The organism is Roseibium album (assembly GCF_965233825.1).
Classification (GTDB): domain Bacteria; phylum Pseudomonadota; class Alphaproteobacteria; order Rhizobiales; family Stappiaceae; genus Roseibium; species Roseibium album.
In genome coordinates this window covers 1,750,897-1,771,913 of the sequence record NZ_OZ247583.1, presented here as the reverse complement: position 1 = coordinate 1,771,913, position 21,017 = coordinate 1,750,897, and the positions used below count along the sequence as shown (strand labels likewise).

Annotated in this window: 20 protein-coding genes; all 20 read right to left on the bottom strand. The window is 57.4% G+C overall.

Annotated features, from left to right (window positions below; all coding sequences use genetic code 11):
* Positions 1-177: 177 nt before the first annotated feature.
* Positions 178-2,919, bottom strand: coding sequence for a translation initiation factor IF-2 (gene infB, locus ACO6TI_RS08265; RefSeq protein ID WP_108873264.1), 2,742 nt, complete (start codon positions 2,917-2,919; stop codon positions 178-180).
* A 29-nt stretch (positions 2,920-2,948) separates the two neighbouring features.
* Positions 2,949-3,584: an RNA-binding protein gene (locus ACO6TI_RS08260; RefSeq protein WP_029064144.1), complete on the bottom strand. Its 636-nt coding sequence runs from the start codon at positions 3,582-3,584 to the stop codon at positions 2,949-2,951.
* A 92-nt stretch (positions 3,585-3,676) separates the two neighbouring features.
* On the bottom strand, positions 3,677-5,332 hold the full coding sequence (gene nusA / locus ACO6TI_RS08255) for a transcription termination factor NusA (RefSeq protein WP_055119729.1): 1,656 nt from the start codon (positions 5,330-5,332) through the stop codon (positions 3,677-3,679).
* A gap of 73 nt (positions 5,333-5,405) precedes the next feature.
* Entirely contained in the window at positions 5,406-5,999 is a 594-nt protein-coding gene (gene rimP / locus ACO6TI_RS08250) for a ribosome maturation factor RimP (RefSeq protein ID WP_422384737.1), read from the bottom strand.
* A 288-nt stretch (positions 6,000-6,287) separates the two neighbouring features.
* Positions 6,288-6,974: a tRNA (guanine(46)-N(7))-methyltransferase TrmB gene (gene trmB / locus ACO6TI_RS08245; protein ID WP_422384736.1), complete on the bottom strand. Its 687-nt coding sequence runs from the start codon at positions 6,972-6,974 to the stop codon at positions 6,288-6,290.
* Positions 6,975-7,063: 89 nt separating this feature from the next.
* A complete protein-coding gene (gene metK / locus ACO6TI_RS08240) occupies positions 7,064-8,236 on the bottom strand; it encodes a methionine adenosyltransferase (protein ID WP_055119139.1) in 1,173 nt (390 codons plus the stop codon).
* A gap of 112 nt (positions 8,237-8,348) precedes the next feature.
* Positions 8,349-8,753, bottom strand: coding sequence for a helix-turn-helix domain-containing protein (locus tag ACO6TI_RS08235; RefSeq protein WP_029064139.1), 405 nt, complete (start codon positions 8,751-8,753; stop codon positions 8,349-8,351).
* Between the two features lie 190 nt (positions 8,754-8,943).
* Positions 8,944-10,560, bottom strand: coding sequence for an apolipoprotein N-acyltransferase (gene lnt, locus ACO6TI_RS08230; protein WP_422384735.1), 1,617 nt, complete (start codon positions 10,558-10,560; stop codon positions 8,944-8,946).
* A 105-nt stretch (positions 10,561-10,665) separates the two neighbouring features.
* Entirely contained in the window at positions 10,666-11,868 is a 1,203-nt protein-coding gene (locus ACO6TI_RS08225; RefSeq protein ID WP_321190329.1) for a hemolysin family protein, read from the bottom strand.
* A 39-nt stretch (positions 11,869-11,907) separates the two neighbouring features.
* Positions 11,908-12,423 (bottom strand): rRNA maturation RNase YbeY, encoded by a 516-nt coding sequence (gene ybeY / locus ACO6TI_RS08220; protein WP_422384734.1) that lies wholly within the window; start codon positions 12,421-12,423, stop codon positions 11,908-11,910.
* A 15-nt stretch (positions 12,424-12,438) separates the two neighbouring features.
* The gene (locus ACO6TI_RS08215) at positions 12,439-13,569 is read right to left on the bottom strand and encodes a PhoH family protein (protein WP_422384733.1); all 1,131 of its coding nucleotides are present in this window, start codon (positions 13,567-13,569) and stop codon (positions 12,439-12,441) included.
* Positions 13,566-15,050 carry a tRNA (N6-isopentenyl adenosine(37)-C2)-methylthiotransferase MiaB gene (gene miaB / locus ACO6TI_RS08210; protein WP_104701369.1) on the bottom strand — a complete coding sequence of 495 codons (1,485 nt, stop codon included), beginning with the start codon at positions 15,048-15,050 and terminating at the stop codon, positions 13,566-13,568. The genes ACO6TI_RS08215 and miaB overlap by 4 nt, the downstream gene beginning before the upstream one ends.
* Positions 15,051-15,188: 138 nt before the next feature.
* Positions 15,189-16,052 (bottom strand): lysophospholipid acyltransferase family protein, encoded by an 864-nt coding sequence (locus tag ACO6TI_RS08205; protein ID WP_104701368.1) that lies wholly within the window; start codon positions 16,050-16,052, stop codon positions 15,189-15,191.
* The gene (locus tag ACO6TI_RS08200) at positions 16,045-16,494 is read right to left on the bottom strand and encodes a Fur family transcriptional regulator (protein ID WP_055119129.1); all 450 of its coding nucleotides are present in this window, start codon (positions 16,492-16,494) and stop codon (positions 16,045-16,047) included. The genes ACO6TI_RS08205 and ACO6TI_RS08200 overlap by 8 nt, the downstream gene beginning before the upstream one ends.
* 45 nt (positions 16,495-16,539) lie before the next feature.
* Positions 16,540-17,028, bottom strand: coding sequence for a ribosomal protein S18-alanine N-acetyltransferase (gene rimI, locus ACO6TI_RS08195; protein WP_055119126.1), 489 nt, complete (start codon positions 17,026-17,028; stop codon positions 16,540-16,542).
* Complete coding sequence (gene tsaB, locus ACO6TI_RS08190; RefSeq protein ID WP_209012217.1) at positions 17,025-17,717, bottom strand: tRNA (adenosine(37)-N6)-threonylcarbamoyltransferase complex dimerization subunit type 1 TsaB; 693 nt, start codon at positions 17,715-17,717, stop codon at positions 17,025-17,027. The genes rimI and tsaB overlap by 4 nt, the downstream gene beginning before the upstream one ends.
* Positions 17,718-17,879: 162 nt before the next feature.
* Positions 17,880-18,437: a NifU family protein gene (locus ACO6TI_RS08185; RefSeq protein ID WP_029064132.1), complete on the bottom strand. Its 558-nt coding sequence runs from the start codon at positions 18,435-18,437 to the stop codon at positions 17,880-17,882.
* 187 nt (positions 18,438-18,624) lie between these two features.
* Positions 18,625-19,119 (bottom strand): universal stress protein, encoded by a 495-nt coding sequence (locus ACO6TI_RS08180; protein ID WP_055119721.1) that lies wholly within the window; start codon positions 19,117-19,119, stop codon positions 18,625-18,627.
* A gap of 68 nt (positions 19,120-19,187) precedes the next feature.
* Entirely contained in the window at positions 19,188-20,492 is a 1,305-nt protein-coding gene (gene hslU / locus ACO6TI_RS08175; RefSeq protein WP_422384732.1) for an ATP-dependent protease ATPase subunit HslU, read from the bottom strand.
* A gap of 3 nt (positions 20,493-20,495) precedes the next feature.
* Positions 20,496-21,014 carry a GNAT family N-acetyltransferase gene (locus ACO6TI_RS08170; RefSeq protein WP_055119119.1) on the bottom strand — a complete coding sequence of 173 codons (519 nt, stop codon included), beginning with the start codon at positions 21,012-21,014 and terminating at the stop codon, positions 20,496-20,498.
* Positions 21,015-21,017 lie beyond the last annotated feature (3 nt).

Below are 21,017 nucleotides of genomic sequence, written 5' to 3'. Positions count from 1 at the left end.
GCCGTCATTCCAGACACTTGCAGCCAGGCTGCAGGGTTTTTGAGGAAACCGGCCTATGCTGCGCCAAAGGCGCGGCTAACTAAAAAGAGCGCGCTTTCGCGCGCCCTCAATTCTGGTTTCCGGGTCGGTGTGCGGCAAGAGCCGCACCTTTCCGGAATGAAGAGAGTCTCCCTGGTGTCAGAGCGTTCTTGCAATCTGCTCGACACGGAAACACTCGATGATGTCGCCCGGGCGCATGTCCTGGTACTTGACGAAGTTCATGCCGCATTCCTGACCGGATTCGACCGTCTTGACCTCGTCCTTGAAGCGCTTGAGCGTGCCGAGTTCGCCTTCGTGGATAACCACGTCGTCGCGAATAAGGCGGACATTTGCACCACGTTCGACGACACCCTCCGTGACCAGACAACCCGCCACCTTGCCGACTTTGGAAATATGGAAGATCTCCTTGATCTCCGCATTTCCGAGGAAGGTTTCGCGACGTTCCGGCGACAACAGTCCGGACATGGCAGCCTTGATGTCGTCCACCAGGTCGTAGATCACATTGTAGTAGCGAACCTCGATACCGTCGCGGGACGCCGCCTCGCGAGCCTGCTTGTTGGCGCGCACGTTGAACCCGAGGATCGGTGCGTTGGAGGCCGCGGCCAGCGTAATGTCGCTTTCCGTGATCCCGCCAACACCGGACAGCAGGATACGTGCACCCACTTCCTCGGTACCGAGTTCGTGTAGCGCATGTGCTATCGCTTCTGCCGATCCCTGCACGTCTGCCTTCAGAACCAGCGGGAATTCCTTGCGGCCGGTCTCCTGAAGACGGTTCATCATCTGCTCAAGAGAGCCGCGGGCACCGGAGGCGACCACTGAGGCCTTCTCTCGGATCTGACGCAGGCGGTAGTCGGTGATTTCACGGGCGCGAGCCTCGTTTTCAACAACAGCCACCTGATCACCTGCGGCAGGTGTTCCCTGGAACCCGAGAACCTCGACCGGCTTGGCCGGACCCGCTTCCTTCACCTGTTTGCCATTCTCGTCGAGCATTGCCCTGACGCGGCCCCACTCGGAGCCGGCTACCAGAATGTCACCAGGCTTGAGCGTACCCTTTTGAACCAGCACCGTCGCCACCGGTCCGCGGCCGCGGTCGAGCTGGGCTTCAATGACGATACCCTCGGCTGTACGTTCAGGATTGGCCTGAAGTTCCAGAACCTCAGCCTGCAGCAGGATCATTTCAAGCAACTTGTCGAGATTGGTTCCATTGAGAGCGGAAACCTCGACATCGATGATGTCACCGCCCATGGATTCCGTGACGAGTTCCTCGCTCAGCAGTTCCGTGCGCACACGGTTCGGATCGGCTCCGGGCTTGTCGATCTTGTTGATAGCAACAATGATCGGTGCTTCGGCCGCCTTGGCGTGCGCAATCGCTTCCTTGGTCTGCGGCATGACGCCGTCATCGGCAGCCACTACGAGAATGACGATATCGGTCGATTTCGCGCCGCGGGCACGCATCTGCGAGAACGCAGCGTGGCCCGGCGTATCGATGAAGGTGATCTTCTGACCATCCTGATCGACCTGATAGGCACCGATATGCTGCGTGATGCCGCCGGCTTCACCTGTAACGACCTTGGATTTGCGGATCGCGTCGAGCAAGGATGTCTTGCCGTGGTCGACGTGGCCCATGATCGTCACGACCGGCGGACGTGATTGCAGTGTCGATGTGTCATCTTCCTGCGTGAAGAGACCCTCTTCAACATCCGCCTCGGAAACGCGCTTGACCGTATGGCCCATCTCTTCCGCGATCAGTTCTGCCGTATCGGCGTCGATCACGTCGTTGATCTTGAGCATCTGGCCCTGCTTCATCAGCAGCTTGATCACATCCACGGCACGCTCAGCCATACGGTTGGCGAGTTCCTGGATCGTAATTGCTTCAGGCAGTGTGACTTCGCGCGAAATTTTTTCGCGAACAACCTGCTGCTGACCACGCTTGGCCTTTTCCTGACGGCGGCGCATCGACGCAAGAGAGCGTGCTCGCTGTCCGTCATCGCCTCCCGTTGCCGCGGAAATCGTTAGTTTCGAACGGCGGCGGTCGTCACCAGCGCGCGGGCGCGTGGTCGGCGTCGGCGCCTGCTTGGGCCGTTTGACAGAACGCAAGCCCTTGTTCGCGCGATCGTCTTCCGGTGCCGCAGGCTGTGCTTCGGGTTTGGGACGTGGCGACGGCGCGGTCTTGCGCTTGCCCATGTCATCCAGGCTACGCGGTTTGTTGCCGTTGGATGGAGCAGGTCTGCGCTGAGGTTCCCTGCCGGCTGCTGCCGCTTTTTGGGCATCAGCACCGGCTGGTTCGCGTTGCTCGGCGTCACCGGGAGCTTCAGCACTTGCTGGCTCCGCCTTGGCCTTTTCCTCGGCATGACGCGCTTCTTCAGCTTCGCGCTGTGCACGCTCTTGCGCCTCTACCTTGGCACGTTCTTCTTCTTCCGCCTGGCGCTGCGCAGCTTCCACTGCCCTGCGCTTTTCGTCCTCTTCGCGCTGCTTGCGCTCGACAACTTCCCGTTCCTTGGCCATCTGAAGCGCAGCAGCACGGGCCGCAGCTTCTTCCTTGGTCAAGGTGCGCAGCACGTTGCCGTTACCCTTCTGGCGCTGACCAGAGGCAGCGCGGCGGGCCTGCTTGGCTGCCTGCGGGTCGGGTTGTTGCGGCTTGCGCGGAGCTTCGGAGGGTTTTTCAAGACGCTGTGTCGTCGGCGCGGGCGCTTCCGGTTTCGGGTCCTGACCCGGAATTACAACACGGCGCTTCTTCTTCTCCACGACGACGGCCTTCGACCGGCCATGCGAAAAAGATTGCCGAACAGTTCCCTGATCGCCGCCCCCACGCTTAAGGCCAAGAGTCTTGCCACGCTCAACGCTGATAGTTTTGTCGCCCGGATTTTTCGTATCGCTCATATTGCCTTCAGTCCTGCGCAACCGCCCTGCTATGCGTTGCTCTGTTCGTCGCTTGCTGCGGAATACCCGCGAAAACGCTCCATGTCACGCACTCGTGCCAGAAAGTTTTCACTCGCTTGTCCCGCAAGCAGTGCAGCATGTATCACATTTGACCGGCCCAATGCCAAATCCAATTGGGTCGAATCGAACAAACGGACGATTTGGCATCCGTTTGCCAGTTCTTCTCTGCCAGCAGCTACTGCCGCCAGCTTGCGTATTCCATCCCCGGCAGCATCCGAGGCATGGATCAGCCCAACAACGGCGTCGCGCCGCAAGGCTGCTTCAACCTTTGCGTAGCCAGTGACGAGTTCGCCGGCCTTGCGCGTCATGGAAAGCGCCTGTAGCGCCACCCTTTGCAGAAGCGCATCCACGCGATCCGCCAGTCCGGTTTCGATCAGGGCCTCACTCTTGAACCCCCGGCCGAACACCTTCTTCCGGCTTTTCTCGGCAGCAGCGACACTTTCCATTGTCGCCGTTACCCAAACACCGCGTCCCGGGAGTGTCCGCTTCAGGTCCGGAACCACCTGCCCTTCGGGGTCAAGCACGAACCGGATCAGCGAACTAACGGGTTGAACCTCCCTTGTCACGGCACATTGCCGCTCGGTGGGTTCATTCTTCCTCGGCACGCAGCCACTCCTTCAGATCAATCGACCGTTGTCCGATTTCGTTCAACTAACAGCCGACCGACACAAATTCCCAAAAAAAGGCGCAGTCGTTATCAGCCGTTCAGAATAGCGCCGCTCGGTGCTTCTTCTTCTGGCAACTCGACGACCTCTTCCACTTCCTCTTCGATTTCTTCCGCTTCGGCTGCCATCGCCGCGAGCTCTTCCTCGGTAATCCAGCCAGCTGCAAGACGCGCCGCCATTACCATGTTTTCAGCATCAACGCGAGACACGTCTGAACCGGACAACGCTCCTTCGAAACGTTTGGTTTCGCCATCCTTGCGCTCTGTCCAGCCGACAAGGTCGTCTGCCGCACAACCGGCGAGGTCCTCCATCGATTTGATGTCTTCCTTGCCGAGGGCGACCAGCATCGCTGTCGTAAGACCGTCAATCGAACGGAGTTCGTCAGACACTCCCAGTTCGATCCGCTCCTCATCAAGCTTGGCTTCCAATTCGCCGAGATAGTCGCGCGCACGCGCCTGGATCTCAACGGCAGTATCATCGTCGAAACCCTCGATCATGGAAATTTCCTCAATCTCCACGTAGGCGACTTCTTCAACGGACGTGAAGCCTTCGGTTGCCAGCAACTGGCCAACCATCTCGTCCACGTTGAGCGCTTCCATGAAGAGCTGTGAGCGTTCGAGGAATTCTTTCTGGCGCCGGTCCGACTCTTCCTGCTCGGTCATGATATCGATCGCCCAACCCGTCAACTGGGAGGCGAGACGCACATTTTGACCACGGCGACCGATCGCAAGCGACAATTGGTCATCGGGTACGACAACTTCAATACGCTCGGCGTCTTCATCCAGAACAACCTTGGCGACTTCCGCCGGCTGAAGTGCATTGACGATGAAGGTCGCTGCTTCGTCGTTCCAGGGAATGATATCGATTTTCTCACCCTGCAGCTCACCGACAACCGCCTGAACGCGGCTACCGCGCATACCGACACAGGCCCCGACAGGGTCGATGGAAGAGTCCTTCGAAATCACCGCGATCTTCGCGCGTGACCCTGGATCGCGGGCAACCGACTTGATCTCGATAACCCCGTCATAAATTTCCGGCACTTCCTGTGCAAACAGCTTTGCCATGAATTGCGGGTGGGTGCGGGAGAGGAATATCTGCGGTCCACGCTGTTCGCGGCGCACATCATAAATGAATGCGCGAATGCGATCACCGGTCCGGAAGATCTCACGCGGGATCAGTTCATCCCGGCGCACGATGCCTTCGCCACGGCCCAGATCGACAATGACATTGCCGTATTCAGCACGTTTCACAACACCGTTGATGACGTCGCCGACGCGGTCCTTGAATTCATCGAACTGACGGTCGCGCTCGGCCTCGCGCACTTTCTGAACAATCACCTGTTTGGCGGATTGTGCGGCAATACGACCAAAATCGAGCGGTGGCAGCGGTTCGGCGATGAAATCGCCAAGACTGGCTTCCGGGTTCCGTACCAGTGCATCGGCGAGAGAAATATCGGTCGACACATTTTCAACCGCTTCAACAACCTGCAGGAGGCGCTGCAAACGGATCTCACCGGTCTTCGGATTGATCTCAGCGCGCACTTCGGTTTCCGTGCCGTAGCGGGAGCGGGCTGCCTTCTGGATCGCATCTTCCATCGCGTTGATCACGATCATCCGGTCGATCGACTTCTCCCGGGCAACCGCATCAGCAATTTGCAGCAGTTCCAGCCGGTTCGCGCTGATTGCCATATTCCACTCCTCTTGCGCCAGGTTCGTGCCTTGGTCTTTTTGGCGCATTTCTTTTCGCCGCTAAGCCGGATGCCTAGTTGGGCGCGTTGTCCTGTGTCAGGTCATCTTCCTGGCCTCGGGCTGCAAGCGCAGCCTTTTCCGCCTGAAGAGCCGCGGTAATCAATTCGTCGGTGAGAACAAGCTTGGCCTCTCCGATGTTCTCCAATGGCAGAGACACCGTTTCGTCCTCACCTTCGCGCGCGTCGGGCAGGCGAACATTCGCCGCGCCGGCAGCAGCGCCGAGCAAGGTTCCCCGGAATCGCTTCCGGCCATCAAGCATGACGGCCATTTCCACTTTCAACTCATGCCCGGACCAGCGATCAAAATCACCAGCACGCACGAGCGGGCGGTCAATTCCAGGAGAAGAAACTTCCAGATGATAGGCCCGATTGATCGGGTCCTCGACGTCAAGTGCAGGGGACACGGCACGGCTGACTGATTCACAATCCTCGACCGTCATCGTGCCATCCGGGCGTTCAGCCATGATCTGAAGCGTGCAGCCATTGGCCGCGCTGATCTTGGTGCGCACAAGACGAAAGCCGAGATCCTCGATCACCGGCTCAACAATTGCGGCAACACGGGCATCAAGGCCCTGTTCCGTAACAATTCTCGGTTCGTGTGCGCTCACACTTGGCTCCTGTCAAAACCGTTTCCGGTCATTAGCATCAGATGCGCCGTTCATCGGTCTACATAAGGCTATCCTGCTTGGTTCGTACGTTCCCGGCCTGTGCTTAAGCAAAAAAGAGCGGGTCCCCGGCGGGCCCACTCTCAAAACGCTCTGATTAAGCCGTTTGAGGTGAAACACGGGCTGTATAACGCCAAAGGCAGTCTGAAAGCAAGTCTCCTGCATCGAATCCGCAAAAGAACTTTTCCGGTCTCTGGACGCAGGCAGTTTCCCGGGAGTTTTCGCGTTGCGTCAGGTGCGCAGGAAAGTCAGATAGCGCCCTGCACGGCCCTCGCGGATCGCCTTGGCTTCATACCGGGTTCCCGGCCAGTCATGCCAGGGCGTTTTCCAGTCGGCTGCGGTCTCGGCACGCCAATCGAAAGCATGGTGGTCCCGGCAGTGGCGCAAGGTCCAGTCGATATAGGTGTCAATGTCACTGGCAAAGCGGAATTCACTTCCATGTTTCAACACGCGAGCGTAGCGGTCCAGATTCTGCGGGTTGATGAACCTGCGCTTCCAGTGCCGCTTTTTTGGCCAGGGATCCGGGTAAAGCTGATAGGCCAGGTCCAGCGACGACCGAGGGAGCCAATCCAACACATTGACGGCATCGTCATCATAAAGCCTGACGTTTTGCAGACCTTCCTCGACCACCGCAACAACCGCTTTTGCCATGCTGCCGACAAACGGCTCGATACCGATAAACCCCGTTTCGGGGCTGGTGCGCGCCCTGTGCAGCAAATGCTCTCCGCCGCCGAAACCTACTTCGAGGCAGGTATCCTTTACATCTGCCTCAAACAGGTCCCTGAGATCTGCAGGAGCAGAACGGTCCAGATCGAGGATCAGGCGCGGCAGCTCATGTTCCATAAGCGCCTCGCGGCGCGGGCTCAACGGCTTGCCCTTGCGGCGGCCGAAAAAAGAACCTTCGTAGCGGTCGGTCATCTCAATACAAGCTGTATCTTAAAGCAGCAGATCGCCGGCACGAAACCGGCGATCTGATTGTTCGGGATCTCGATGCGTCTTGAAGGGAGTTACCCTGCAAGCGGACGCAGAGTGTCAACAAGATCCGTTTTTTCCCAAGAGAACCCACCGTCGGCATCCGGTTGACGGCCAAAATGGCCGTAAGCAGCTGTGCGCTCATAAATCGGTTTGTTCAGGTTCAGATGCTCTCGAATACCACGCGGGCTCAAACCCATGACATCGCGGAGCGTTGACTCAAGTCTGGCTTCGTCGCAGCGGCCCGTTCCGTGCAGATCGACATAGACCGAAAGCGGTTCGGACACGCCAATCGCGTAGGACAACTGAATGGTGCAACGGTCAGCCAGATCCGCAGCGACAACATTTTTCGCAAGGTAGCGCGCAGCATAGGCTGCAGACCGGTCAACCTTTGTCGGGTCCTTGCCCGAAAAGGCACCGCCGCCATGCGGTGCAGCGCCACCATACGTGTCGACGATGATCTTGCGGCCGGTAAGTCCGGCATCACCATCGGGGCCGCCAATGACGAAAGCGCCCGTCGGGTTCACGTGCCAGGCAGTTTCACCGGTGATCCAGCCATCTGGAAGCGCTGTGCGAATATAGGGCTCAACAATCCTGCGAACATCTTCAGATGTCAGCGCGGGATCCAGGTGCTGCGTCGACAAAACAATCGATGTTGCCGCAACAGGGACACCGTTCTCGTAGCGAACCGTTACCTGACTTTTTGCGTCCGGGCCGAGAACCGGCTCCTTGCCGGACTTTCGTGCATCAGCCAGAAGACTCAGGATTCTGTGGGAGTAGAGGATCGGAGCCGGCATCAGTTCTTCGGTCTCGCGGCAAGCGTACCCGAACATGATGCCCTGGTCGCCAGCGCCCTCATCCTTGTTGCCACCAGCATCAACGCCTTGCGCGATGTGTGCCGATTGCGCATGGAGATGAACCGCGACATCGCAGTTCTCCCAATGGAAGCCATCCTGCTCATATCCGATATCCTTGACGGCCATACGGGCAAGATGAGCGATGTAATCGTTGGTAATGCTTGCCGGGCCGCGCGTCTCACCGGCAACCACGATGCGATTGGTGGTTGCCAGGGTTTCACAGGCAACGCGCGCTTCAGGCATTTCCTTGAGATAAGCGTCAACAACTGCATCTGAAATGCGGTCGCAGACTTTGTCCGGATGTCCTTCGGACACGGATTCCGATGTAAACAGGTAATTCTGACGTGCCATTGGCGATCGTCCTTCTGGGAATGAATATAGCTGAAGCGGCAAATGACATCGCCGCTTCAGGTGCATCAATCTTAGAAGTTTTTCGCTGCGTCAAGCGTATTGTGCAAAATTCTCAGTCGTCACCGCCAAGAGAACGCACAAGATCGACGATCCGGCGTCGCACCTTGGGATCTTCAATACGTACAAAAGCTTTGTTCAGTGACAGACCTTCGGACGACGACAGGAAATCAACCACATAGGATGTGGGCTGCGTCTCTCCAAAGCCTTCCGCTTCCTCAGGTGTCCCCGGTGCATCCTCGAAGAAGAAGGAAACCGGCACTTTCAGAACAGTCGCAATGTGCTGCAGGCGGCTGGCGCCAATACGGTTCGTGCCTTTTTCGTATTTTTGTATTTGCTGGAAGGTGATGCCTAGGCTTTCACCCAGTTTTTCCTGACTCATGCCGAGCATCATCCGCCTGAGGCGAACACGGCTGCCGACGTGTATGTCAATTGGATTTGGTGATTTCTTACTGGGCATTTACGTCGCTCTTTCTTTTTCTCTTGGCGAATGTCCGCTCGTTTTCGTCTGTACAAGCATCTCCAAGTCCTCCCACGAGACCCAAGAGAATAAAGCGAGCCCGCAACCCCTCACTTGCACATGAATCAACCTTCAATCGGCGATTTCACGGTTGTATCACACTTTAATCACTCAACTCAAACAAAAAAAATCAATTTTTACGCGAGTAGCGGTTGTATTTTGAAGTACCCGCAAATACCACAAGTGTTATTGAAATAAACAACACTGGAAGATCGCCAAAACTGCCGTAGAGGGTTTTGCCAAAACTCTGTGGAAGCTTTGCATCGACAACACCTCGCTCGAATATTACCAACTCGTTAACAACAGCCCCCCTGCCATCAACAACCGCCGAAATACCCGTATTTGCGGCTCTTACAAGGGGAAGTCCCGTTTCGACGGCTCTCATGCGCGCCTGGGCAAAATGCTGGTAAGGACCTGGTGTCAGACCAAACCAGGCGTCGTTGGTCACATTCAACAGGAAGGACGGTTCTGCGGATTCCCCCGCGCCAACCCCCGGAAAAATCGCTTCATAGCAAATCAGGGGTAGAAAACTGAAACTATCGGAAGTGGACAGTACACGCTGCTGATAGCCGGCTTGGAAACCATCCATCGGACCTGCAAGATTGGTAATTCCGATTCTTTCCAGCAAAGGTTTGAGCGGGACAAATTCCCCAAATGGAACCAACCGGACCTTGTCGTAAAGGCCTTTTACCGTGCCGTCGCCAGCTACGACAAAGACGCTATTGAAGTATTCAATGCCCTTGTCCCCTGTCTCTGCCCGAACGGCGCCGGTTACAAGTTCCGTGTTCTCACCAAGCGCCAGACCGATGCGAAAGAGAGCACCCGGTTCCTGCGTCAGGAGAAAGGGAAGGGCCGATTCGGGCCAGACGACCAGTCGCTGCTGACCGACCCGGGCGTCACCGCCAAGCGGCGCTTCGGTCATGTCCAGATAGGTTTGAAAAATCTCTTCCTTGAGGTCCGGTCGCCACTTGTCCTTCTGATCGATCGCGGGCTGTACTATCCGGATATCAAGCGCGGTGTTCTGCGGCTCAACCGACCAGACCCGCAGCGACCCATAGACCATGACGACAACAAAAGCCGCTGAAGCAACCAGGATGGCTTTGATGCGCTTGTGAAACGGTTTTGCATCGGCAAGCATTGCAGGAGCGGCGCCAATTGCGATGACCAGAAAGGTCAACCCGTAGATGCCGAACAGACTTGCGACCTGAACAAGTACCAGATAGTCCGAAACGCCATAGCCAAATGCATTCCACGGAAATCCCGTCAGAAAATGGCCACGACCCCAGTCTGCCAGTGTCAGACAGGCTGCGAGTAACAGTATGCGGCTGAACCGATCGCTCCAGAAAACAGCAGCAAGGGCGACACCTGCGGCCGTGAAAAGCGCAAGTCCGGCCGGCATCGCAACGACGGCGAAAGGCATGAGCCAGGCAAAACGATCGGCTTCCACGAGAAAGGCAGCGCCGATCCACCAAAGGCCGGACAGGAAATAACCAAAGCCAAACAACCAGCCCAGCGCGAACCCGGCCCGTGCTCTTGCCCGCCTTTGCCCGCTTCCCGGCTCCAGCGCACCGTCCAGCATCCACACCAGGCCCGGTAAGGTGATCAGCAAAACCGGGGAAACATCGTAGGGTGGCAGGGCGAAAGCCGTGAGCGCACCGCAAATCAGGCAAAGGAAACGTCGCGGCCATCCCCAAGCCAGCAAAAACGTGTTTGGAAAGACAGACAGTTTTTGCGCTAACCAGTTCATTGATACCGATCCCCAAGCCAGGCATGGAGATTTGTCGGCTCAGTGCGGACCGGTCAAGCGCTAATATCCCGCGGGCTGACCTGTGCTATCGGAAATTGTCTTTGCTCAGGTGCTGCTGTCGGGGGGTGCCGACCGCTCTGACACCGCCTCGGCACTCGTTCCCGCTGATGCCTCGCCCTGAATCGCACCCGTTTTTTTCGGCCTCCGCCTCAGGTCCTGAGGTCTCGGCTCGGCGCGCCTTCGCCGGATCTTCAGGCGCTTGATGCGTCTGGGATCCGCGTCCATAACCTCGAATTCGAAACCAGGAACTTCGCCGGGCACGAACAAGAGTTCCCCGCGTACCGGAACCCGTCCGATTGTGACATAGAGCAGGCCCCCGAGCGTATCGACATCTTCGGAAATTTCACCGTCGTTCAGATGTGTTCCAAGAGCCTTGTCGAGATCTTCCAGCGGCAATCTGGGATCGGCGATCCAGACGCCTTCTTCTGCGGAGGCAAGCATGGCCTCCTCGTCTTCATCATGTTCGTCTTCAATATCGCCGACGACTTCCTCTACGAGGTCCTCCAGCGAAACGAGGCCGTCGGTACCGCCATACTCGTCGATAACAACCGCCATCTGGATACGGCCTGCCTGCATTTTCGCCATCAGATCGGTTGCCGGCATTGATGGCGGAACAAACAGGAGGTTCCTCAACAGATCCGTTTCCTTCAGCGTGACCGACAGGTCGACGCAGGACAGATCCAGGTCCGGTGCATTGTGGCCCTTACGGGCCGAGCCGTTTTCAAGAGGCGCGAATTCCATTTCCCTGGTGCTGCCATTTTCCACAGCAGTTGCAACGCGTCTGCTTGCTCCCCGCTCGGCAATAAACGCCATAAGGTCCTTGATGTGAACCATGCCGCGGGGATCGTCCAGCGTTTCCTCATAGACCGGCATGCGCGAGTGGCCACTCTTTTGAAAGAGCTCCATCAGTCTGCTGAGGCTGGTGTCAAGATCTACCGCATCGATATCGGCCCGCGGGATCATGACGTCGTCGACCCGCAACTCGCGCAATCGCAAGATGTTGCCGAGCAAAAGGCGTTCTTCCGGAGAGAAGGCAGCGTCGCCGCTTCCTTCGCGCGCCAACTCGTCCTGGAGGTTTTCGCGAAGGCTCGAGGACTGGCGCCCCAAGCGCAAAACGCGTTTGAATTTGTCGAGAAAGGCCGCAGTCCGCTGCGGCTTTGTCTGTTGCGGATCTTCTCCATCGGGAGATTGTCCGGCCTCGGTGGCCTTGGGCTCGCCCGCCGGACTTTGCGGTTCAACTGCGCTCATCATCTATCAATACAAGAACTTTATGCCCCATGATGCCATCTATTCACCGTCTCCCACAAGAGGGCTGTCGGCGTAAGGGTCATCAATGTCTATCGACGCCAGAATGGTCTTTTCAAGACTTTCCATCAATTCGGCTTCGTCACTTTCCTGATGATCATAGTCGAAAAGATGAAGCAAACCATGAACGGTCAAATGGGAAATGTGATCGGAGAATTCAACTCCCATCTCCTTTGCTTCGAGTGAAATGGTCTCGTAGCCGAAAACGATATCGCCCAGAAGCGGCCCGTAGGCATCCCCTTTCGGATCACTGCCCGGGAATGACAGAACATTTGTCGGCTTGTCCTTGTTCCGCCATTGACCATTCAGTTTTCGGATCGCGGTATCGTCCGTGAATAGCAGCGAGACTTCGGTGTGTTTCAATACCTGCAGGTCCGCACTTGCAAATGCCGCGCCTATCGCGCGCACGGCAAGAGGCTCAAGCTCTTCCTTCGCGGGCCAATCACCGGCCTCTATCGACAGGTCGACTTGAAATCCCTCGGGCAGCACCACTGTCATTTCGGCTCAGCCATTTCAGGATGCTGCCGCCTTGGGTGATCGGGATGTCGTCTTGTCGCTTCCGGTTTCGCGCCGGCGATCCGCGTATTGCCGCTCACGGGCCTGGGATTCCTCGCGCGACGCGTTGTCGTAGGCTGTCACGATCCTGCCGACGAGTTCGTGACGGACAACATCCGTTTCGTTGAAGCGGATATGGGAGACTGCCTGAATATCGGTCAACAGGCCTAGTGCCTCCCGAAGACCCGATTTCTGGCCGGCCGGAAGGTCGATCTGACTGGGATCGCCGGTGACAATCATTTTCGAACCTTCGCCAAGGCGGGTCAGAAACATCTTCATCTGCATCGACGTCGTGTTCTGAGCCTCGTCCAGCAGAACGACAGCGTTCGACAAAGTCCGTCCGCGCATGAATGCGAGCGGCGCGACTTCGATCATGCCGGACTGGAGTCCACGGTCGACCTTTTCCGCAGGCATCATCTCGTAGAGTGCATCGTAGATCGGCCGCAGGTACGGATCGACCTTGTCTTTCATTTCGCCAGGAAGGAACCCAAGACGCTCGCCTGCTTCCACTGCCGGGCGGGACAGGATCAGACGCGCAACGTCACCACGCTCCAGCAGGGCTGCAGCATAGGCAACAGCAAGGAAGGTCTTGCCGGTTCCGGCAGGGCCGGTGCCGAAAATAAGGTCGGCCCGGTCCATCGAGCGGATATAGGCATCCTGTGTCGGGGTCCGAGCCACGATCGTCTTGCGCCGGGTGGCGATCTGGGCAAAGGCAAGCCGCGACTTCGGCTCAAGGGTTGGCAACGGCAGTTGCGCCTCGGCGGCGGCGGCCATCCGAAGAGCACCGTCCACGTCACCGGGATGAATTTCCTGACCCTGCAAGAGCCGTTGATACAACGCCTCGAGTGCGGTACGCGCCTGGGCGCAGCCAGCCTGGGAACCTTTCAGCGTTACCTGATTGCCCCTGGCGATGGCGTCGACGCCGACCCGCTGTTCGATCAGCGCGAGATTCTGGTCGAACTGACCGAACAGATCCCCAATCAGACGGTTGTCTTCAAACGCAAGCACGATGTGCGTCGCGTCGGACGCAGAACCGGAGGATGCAGCTTGATCCGTTTGCTTGCGGGAAGAAGAGCTGTCGCGCGTCAAATGACGTCTCCTTTAGAGCGTAGCCGGGGTAAACCGGGATTCGCATGATCATCTTGCCCGGCAATCAATTGCCCGAACAGCGAATTAGATCCGATCTCAACGATTTCCACCGCTTGTATGCTGCCGATCAGGTCTTCCGCTGCATCCAGCTGTACCGGCTGCAGCCAGGGAGACTTGCCGACAATCTGGCCTGGATTGCGTCCCTTCTTTTCGAGAAGGACATCGCAGACCATTCCGCGACGCGACGCGTTGAAGGCTTTCTGCTGCCCGGATATCAGCGCCTGAAGATCGGCGAGCCGGGCAGATTTCACGTCTTCGGGCACCTGATTGTCCATCGTTGCTCCCGGTGTTCCAGGACGTTGGCTGTACTTGAACGAAAATGCAGAGCCGTACTCGACGCGGCGGATCAGATCCATTGTGTCTGCGAAGTCCTGATCCGTTTCGTCCGGGAAACCGACGATGAAATCGCCCGAAAGTGCGATGTCCGGAGCGGCTTCGCGAATTCGGTCGATCAGCCGGAAATACTCGTCTCTGGTATGACGGCGGTTCATGGATTTCAGGATCTTGTCGGAGCCGGACTGTACGGGAAGATGCAGATAGGGCATCAGGCTTTTCAGATCCCGATGCGCCAGGATGAGATCATCATCCATGTCCCGTGGGTGGCTCGTGGTGTAGCGAAGCCGGTCCAGGCCGTCGATATCCGCAAGCCGGCGCAACAAACGACCAAGTCCCCAGATCGATCCGTCCTTTGCCTCACCGTGATAGGCGTTCACATTCTGGCCCAGCAAGGTGACCTCGCGCACGCCCGCTGCCGCCATGCGTTCGGCTTCAGCGACAATCTGCTCGACGGATCGTGAAACTTCAGCGCCTCTGGTGTAGGGCACCACACAGAAGGTACAGAACTTGTCGCATCCCTCCTGCACCGTCAAAAAAGCCGCGGGCGGGCGTTTCATGACCGGTCTTTCGGCGCGCGCCGACAGGTGATCGAACTTCGCATCGATATCGAATTCGGTTTCCACAACCTTGTTGCCGTTTCGCACCTTCGACAGGAGACCGGGAAGCTGATGGTAGCTCTGCGGCCCGACCACCAGATCGACGATCGGAGCGCGCCGGGATATTTCCTCGCCTTCAGCCTGCGCCACGCATCCGGCGACACCGACCATCATGTCCTTGCCGTGCCGGGCGCGTTCCTGCTTCACTTTCCGGATCCGGCCCAGTTCCGAATAGACCTTTTCGGCAGCCTTTTCGCGGATGTGACACGTGTTGAGGATGACGAGGTCCGCGTCTTCCATGTCGTCCGTCGCCTCAAATCCTTCAGGCGCCAGCACGTCGGTCATCCGCTCACTGTCATAAACATTCATCTGACAGCCGTAGGTTCGCACAAACACCTTTCGTGTGTTCGTGCCCTTCACTGTCTGGTCTTGTGCGGGGGAAACGGCGGAAGGTGTCGTTTCTTGTTCTGCTTCCGGACGGCTTGTCATTCGCTCCTCGTGGCCTTGATCAGTCGGCCGACATGTCTTGATGGCAGGTGCCCGGACTTGCTCCGGTATAGCGGGCGATCGGAAAATTTCCGTTCGCTTCGTCTCTCAGACAGTCACTGCTGCGGACGGCACTCAAAATCAGGCGCCAGCTTTAGCGGGTTTTTCGTCGTTTGAGAAGAACTCGCGGGGTCCGATTTCGCCAGAATCTGTACTCTCGACCGGTTTTTGCAGCAAAGAAGAGATCGTCATCGCGCGAACTTCATTTTCCAGACGCTGTGTGAGTTCCTTGCGATCCGTCGTTTTGCCAACAAGAACCGGTTCTCCCCAGGACACGATAACATCCAGAGCACCTCGCGAGAATATTCCCCAAAGATGGCCGGGAAGTTCCATATCCCCGTACCAGGCCACGTGCGGCCGGTGTGCCCGGCCCATCGGAAGTCCGTAAAAGCCCTGGTAGGCAATCGAAAGAGGCTGGACCCAAACGTTGGTTTCGTCGTCTCCAATTGCTCGCGTGGCTGCGCCCAGCAAAGCGGAGCGGAAAGGAAGCACGCAATTGCCGTCGTTCGACGTTCCCTCCGCGAACAGAACCATCGCGTCGCCTTCCGCCATGCGTTCGGCGATCACGTCCGCAACCTGGCCCGTCTCGCTCCGTCGCGTGCGATTGACGAAAACGGTCTGTTGAAGCTTTGCGAGCAGACCGAAGATCGGCCAGCCGGACACTTCCGACTTTGCGATGAAGGAAAGGGGGATCAGGGAACCGACAACGGCAATATCAACCCACGAAGCGTGATTTGCCGTGATGAGCAGCGGACGGTCCGTCGAGGGAACACCGATCTGCCTGATCTTGATCCCGACCAGGCGCGTGGCGATCCGGTGCCAGATCTGGGGAAGTTTTTTCCGGGCGCGAAGCTTGAGCTTCAGCGATATCCACTGCAGCGGGATCAGGACCAGCGAGACGAGCGCCAGAACGAAAATTGTCCAGGCGGCCTTGACTTCAGCCATCACCTTTTTCACCTTTTGAAGCCTCCAGCGGAACACCATAGAGTTCCAGCCGGTGATCGACCAGCTTGTAACCGAGCTTCTTGGCGATGAATTCCTGTAGCGCCTCGATTTCCTCGCTCCGGAATTCAATCACCCGACCGCTGCGCAGATCGATCAGATGGTCGTGATGCTCGTCCGGCACCGTCTCGTAGCGTGACCGACCGTCCCGGAAGTCGTGTCGTTCGATCATTCCGGCATCTTCGAAAAGCTTGACGGTGCGATAGACGGTCGAAATGGATATTCCCTTGTCGATCGCGACAGACCGGCGGTAGAGTTCCTCGACATCAGGGTGGTCGTCGGAAGCTTCCTCGATCACCGTAGCTATGATGCGGCGCTGCTCGGTCATGCGCATACCCTTTGCCACGCACATTTCCGCCAGCGTTGTTTGCCGCTCATCCGTCATTGGTTCGTCGCCTGCTGATTGACCGGAATTTTCGTAATACAGCGCTTAGCGAAGATCGATGCGCATGACAAGCGCCGTGCCGTCACCGCCACTCTCGCTGTAATAACCTTTTCTCTGGCCAACCTGCTTGAAGCCGAGGCTGCGATAGAGCAGCAATGCGGCATTGTTCGCCGCGTCCACTTCCAAAAACAGATGGCTGCAGCGTTCGCCATAAAGCCTGAACAGGCCGGCTTCCATCAGTTTTTTGCCGATGCCCCGCCCGCGCTGTCTTGGATGCACGGCAATTGTGATCACCTCTGCTTCATCGGCCACCGTGCGCAAAATGAGAAATCCCAGCGGAGCGCGCGTTCCGTATGGACTGGCACGGCGTGCGACCAGGATCGCGACACCCTCCTGCGCCTTCATGCGCGCAAGTTCTTCGGAATTCCACTTGTTCGGAAACGAGGCAGCGTGGATATCGGCTATCTTCGGCAGGTCCTCGTCCAGCGCTTCTTCCACAACCGGCGGCTGGGCCCAGAACCACCAGAAACTCATTGCCGTTCAATCCTTCCTCTGGTCTGCGGCGTCGCATCGGGTGGTCGCAGATATAGCGGTGACGGTGTGGAAACGACCGGATCAGCAACAAGGCCGAGTTCGGCAACCTCCCGTATCGCCGCAAATTCCATCCTCGAGATGATCTGATCCTGCGGCAGATCCAGCGCCTGAGCGATTTTTTCTGCGGCCGACCCTGCCAATCTTATGCTCCGTGGCAGTGTTGCCGCAAGATCGTCAAGTGTCCGCACGGCAGCGTCGCCAGACTTGTCCCCTAAAGACGTAAATTCCTGACAGTATACCTCGTTTCCCTTGCCAGTCAGCGCCACGAGCAGCGGCGCACCGTTATCCGCCGGCGCGTTGGAACGCGCAATTGCGGCAAGTGTGGTGATGCCCACGACCGGCTTGCCGAGGACGAGACCGAATCCTCGGGCGACAGCAAGTCCGACACGCAGTCCCGTGAAACTGCCCGGCCCGACCGTGACGGCCACACGATCCAGATCGGAAAAGGCTGTGGACGTTTCCGCCATGACCTCGCCGATCATGTCCATCAGCACCTCGGCATGCCCGCGACCGATTTCCTCACTACAGGCTTCGAAACACGCAGTCTCTGCACCGTTGTCGAGAACTGCGGCAGCGCAATTGGCGAGTGCTGTATCGATGGCAAGAACACGCATGTCGGCCTGGCTCAAGGGTTTTTGTCCTTCTTGCCACTACCGCGGCGAGGCGCTCGAGTCGAGCCGAGCTTTGGACCTAAGTCCAATTGAGGGCTTGCGTTCCGGAGAGAATGCGGTATCGGAATGCAAAAGGCCCGGCATGAAGGCCGAGCCCTTGAAAAAACCGGGAAAATCCAATCAGATCGGCCGGACTTCCTCGACTTCCGGTACAAAGTGGCGCAACAGATTTTGAATTCCGTGCTGCAGCGTTGCCGTCGAGGACGGGCATCCCGCACACGCACCGCGCATCGACAGATACACGATCCCTTCCTTGAAGCCCTTGAAGGTAATGTCTCCCCCATCCTGGGCAACGGCCGGGCGAACACGTGTTTCAAGAAGCTCCTTGATCGTGTTTACGGTCTCTTCGGCACCTTCATCGAAAAACTCGCCTTCCTCGATGTCTTCCACCTGACCGGCGGCCATGACAGGTTGCCCCGACATGAATTGCTCCATGATGACGCCAAGAATGGCGGGCTTCATGTGCTGCCAGTCCGTGTCGTCTTTCGTTACCGTCACGAAGTCGTGGCCGAAAAACACCGCGGCTACGCCCGGTACATCGAAGAGCCTTTCCGCGAGCGGAGACACTCCGGCATCTGCCCTGGTGCGGAAGTCATAAGTGCCTTCCGGCAGGACGACCCGTCCTGGCAGGAATTTCAATGTGGCCGGATTTGGAGTTGCTTCGGTTTGAATGAACATGATCTTTGTCCTTGCGTTTGATCAACGCGTCCAAGGTCTGGTGTCCTGCGCCTCTCGTCCATCGCAAAACACCGATGGATTGTTGTAACCCATCTGGCAGCAGTTTGGAATAGTTAAAAACTAGATAGGTCCTGATCCTTCCAGATCAAGTTCCTACAGTGATTTCACTTCGTTCATGGCGCCCAAACTAGGCAAGAGCGGCGATCGAGTCGTCGTCCAGATTGCCCGGTACGATGGTCACCGGGATCGGAAACGTGCCGGCTGCCTTGCCCGCAATGGAAGACACCAGTGGTCCGGGACCTTCCGACCCTGTGCTGGCTGCCAGTACAAGGATTGCGATGTCGGCATCCGCCTCGATCAATTCCAGAATTTCTTCCGAATTGGTGCCTTCGCGTACAACTGTTTCCGGTTCCGTTCTGGCCACCGACCTGACGCGCTCGGCAGCCTTTGCAAGCGTTGATTCCGCTTCTTCCAGCGCTTCAGCCCGCATGATGTCCTCGACACCGAGCCAGTGCTGGAAGTCGCCCGGCGCAATCATGAACACGAGCGTGACCACCCCACCGGTTCGCGCTGCACGCTTTGCGGCATAGACAATTGCCCTGTCGCATTCGGGCGTCTCGTCGACCACGACCAGAAATTTCCGGCGATGGCCTTCCTCGTTACTTTTCCGTATCGCTACCATAAACGCATGCTGCCATCGGTGCGCGCGCATCGCAAGCGGCGAAATCGTCGCTTGCGTCAACCCTGGCGTTACAAAATAAACTTCGACAGATCGACGTTCTTTGCCAGGTCGCCGATGTTTTCCTTCACGAATTCCGCCGTTATCTCAATGGCTTCTCCCGATCTGTCGGGGGCCGTAAAGGAAATTTCGTCAAGTATCCGCTCCATGACGGTCTGGAGACGACGCGCGCCGATGTTTTCAACAGATGCATTGAGATCAACCGCGACGGATGCAATTTCCTCAATCGCCTCTTCGGTGAAAGCGAGCGTGACTTCTTCCGTCTCCATCAAGGCAACATACTGCTTGATCAGGCTGGCCTCGGGCTCCGTCAGGATTGCGCGGAAGTCATCCTTGTCAAGCGCACGCAATTCAACCCGGATCGGCAGACGTCCCTGCAATTCCGGCAACAGGTCGGACGGCTTGGCGACATGGAAGGCACCGGACGCAATGAACAGGATATGGTCAGTCTTCACCGGGCCGTGTTTCGTGGAAACGACCGTTCCCTCGATCAGGGGCAGAAGATCCCGCTGAACACCTTCGCGCGACACATCCGCACCAGCTCGGCCTTCGCGCGCACATATCTTGTCGATCTCGTCCAGGAAAACGATGCCTGAATTTTCGACAAGCGCAATCGCTTCTTCAACGACCTTGTCTTCGTCAAGCAGCTTGTCGGATTCCTCATTGATCAGAAGTTCATAACTTTCGCGAACAGTCGTCCGCTTGGTCTTGGTCTGGCCACCGAACGCCTTGCCGAGAATATCCGACATGTTCATGACGCCGACGCTTGAGCCGGGCATCCCGGGCAATTCGAAACTCGGCATCTGAGCCTGGGCGCGGACCTCGACTTCGATTTCCTTGTCGTCCATTTCGCCGTCGCGCAGTTTCGTTCGGAAACTATCTCGGGTAGCCGGGCTCGCATTCGATCCAACCAGCGCATCCAGGACCCGCTCTTCGGCGAGGACATGGGCCTTGGCCTTCACTTCGTCGCGCTTTTTGTCCCGGATGAGGGTAATGCCCGCTTCAACAAGATCACGAACAATCTGTTCCACATCACGGCCAACATAGCCGACCTCGGTGAATTTCGTCGCTTCCACCTTGGAAAAAGGCGCGTTCGCAAGCTTGGCGAGACGACGCGAAATCTCTGTCTTGCCGACGCCGGTCGGTCCGATCATGAGAATATTCTTCGGAAGAACCTCTTCCCGCATCTGGCCCTGCAACTGTTGACGGCGCCAACGGTTGCGCAGGGCAATCGCCACCGCCCGCTTGGCATCCTTCTGGCCAACAATGTAGCGATCGAGTTCGGAAACGATCTCGCGCGGAGAAAAATCGGTCATTTTTTACGATACGCCTTCCGTATTCATGTGTTCCATAAGCAGGCTGTCATCCGTTTTACCCAGAAGATCCGGTATCTCCCGAAATCCGGCTTTACGATAAGCCTTTACCGCTCTCTGGTTGGCCGGGTCCGGATCGATGATGATCCGATCATAGCCGTCCTGGCGCAGTTTCCGGACGAACGCCTGCAATACTCTTGTTCCAATTCCCTTTGAAAGGTCTTCCTCATCGGCAATGGAGAGGTCAACCCCAACAGCTTCACGTGGCAGTAAATTGAGCCAGGGATAGTCCTTGGCAAAGTCCGTTTCCAACTGGTCCTTTACGTACCAGACCTGAATGTAACCCTTGTCCAGGCCATCAAGTCGGAAGATGAAAGGCAGCGTTGTATCGCGCCCTTCGACCATCTCCCTGACATATCCGGTTTCCTCGATCGGTTCTCCCCACCATTTACGCCAATGCGGTCTTGCCATCCAGATTTCAAGTGTCGGCAAATCCTCATGGGTGACGGGACGAAACGTGATCATGGC

What these genes read in the sequence shown, in the direction of transcription:
- infB (WP_108873264.1), bottom strand. Translation starts at nt 2,919, where the DNA reads ATGAGCGATACGAAAAATCCGGGCGACAAAACTATCAGCGTTGAGCGT.
- nusA (WP_055119729.1), bottom strand. Translation starts at nt 5,332, where the DNA reads ATGGCAATCAGCGCGAACCGGCTGGAACTGCTGCAAATTGCTGATGCG.
- trmB (WP_422384736.1), bottom strand. Translation starts at nt 6,974, where the DNA reads ATGACCGACCGCTACGAAGGTTCTTTTTTCGGCCGCCGCAAGGGCAAG.
- metK (WP_055119139.1), bottom strand. Translation starts at nt 8,236, where the DNA reads ATGGCACGTCAGAATTACCTGTTTACATCGGAATCCGTGTCCGAAGGA.
- ACO6TI_RS08235 (WP_029064139.1), bottom strand. Translation starts at nt 8,753, where the DNA reads ATGCCCAGTAAGAAATCACCAAATCCAATTGACATACACGTCGGCAGC.
- lnt (WP_422384735.1), bottom strand. Translation starts at nt 10,560, where the DNA reads ATGAACTGGTTAGCGCAAAAACTGTCTGTCTTTCCAAACACGTTTTTG.
- ACO6TI_RS08225 (WP_321190329.1), bottom strand. Translation starts at nt 11,868, where the DNA reads ATGAGCGCAGTTGAACCGCAAAGTCCGGCGGGCGAGCCCAAGGCCACC.
- ybeY (WP_422384734.1), bottom strand. Translation starts at nt 12,423, where the DNA reads ATGACAGTGGTGCTGCCCGAGGGATTTCAAGTCGACCTGTCGATAGAG.
- miaB (WP_104701369.1), bottom strand. Translation starts at nt 15,050, where the DNA reads ATGACAAGCCGTCCGGAAGCAGAACAAGAAACGACACCTTCCGCCGTT.
- ACO6TI_RS08205 (WP_104701368.1), bottom strand. Translation starts at nt 16,052, where the DNA reads ATGGCTGAAGTCAAGGCCGCCTGGACAATTTTCGTTCTGGCGCTCGTC.
- ACO6TI_RS08200 (WP_055119129.1), bottom strand. Translation starts at nt 16,494, where the DNA reads ATGACGGATGAGCGGCAAACAACGCTGGCGGAAATGTGCGTGGCAAAG.
- rimI (WP_055119126.1), bottom strand. Translation starts at nt 17,028, where the DNA reads ATGAGTTTCTGGTGGTTCTGGGCCCAGCCGCCGGTTGTGGAAGAAGCG.
- ACO6TI_RS08185 (WP_029064132.1), bottom strand. Translation starts at nt 18,437, where the DNA reads ATGTTCATTCAAACCGAAGCAACTCCAAATCCGGCCACATTGAAATTC.
- ACO6TI_RS08180 (WP_055119721.1), bottom strand. Translation starts at nt 19,119, where the DNA reads ATGGTAGCGATACGGAAAAGTAACGAGGAAGGCCATCGCCGGAAATTT.
- hslU (WP_422384732.1), bottom strand. Translation starts at nt 20,492, where the DNA reads ATGACCGATTTTTCTCCGCGCGAGATCGTTTCCGAACTCGATCGCTAC.
- ACO6TI_RS08170 (WP_055119119.1), bottom strand. Translation starts at nt 21,014, where the DNA reads ATGATCACGTTTCGTCCCGTCACCCATGAGGATTTGCCGACACTTGAA.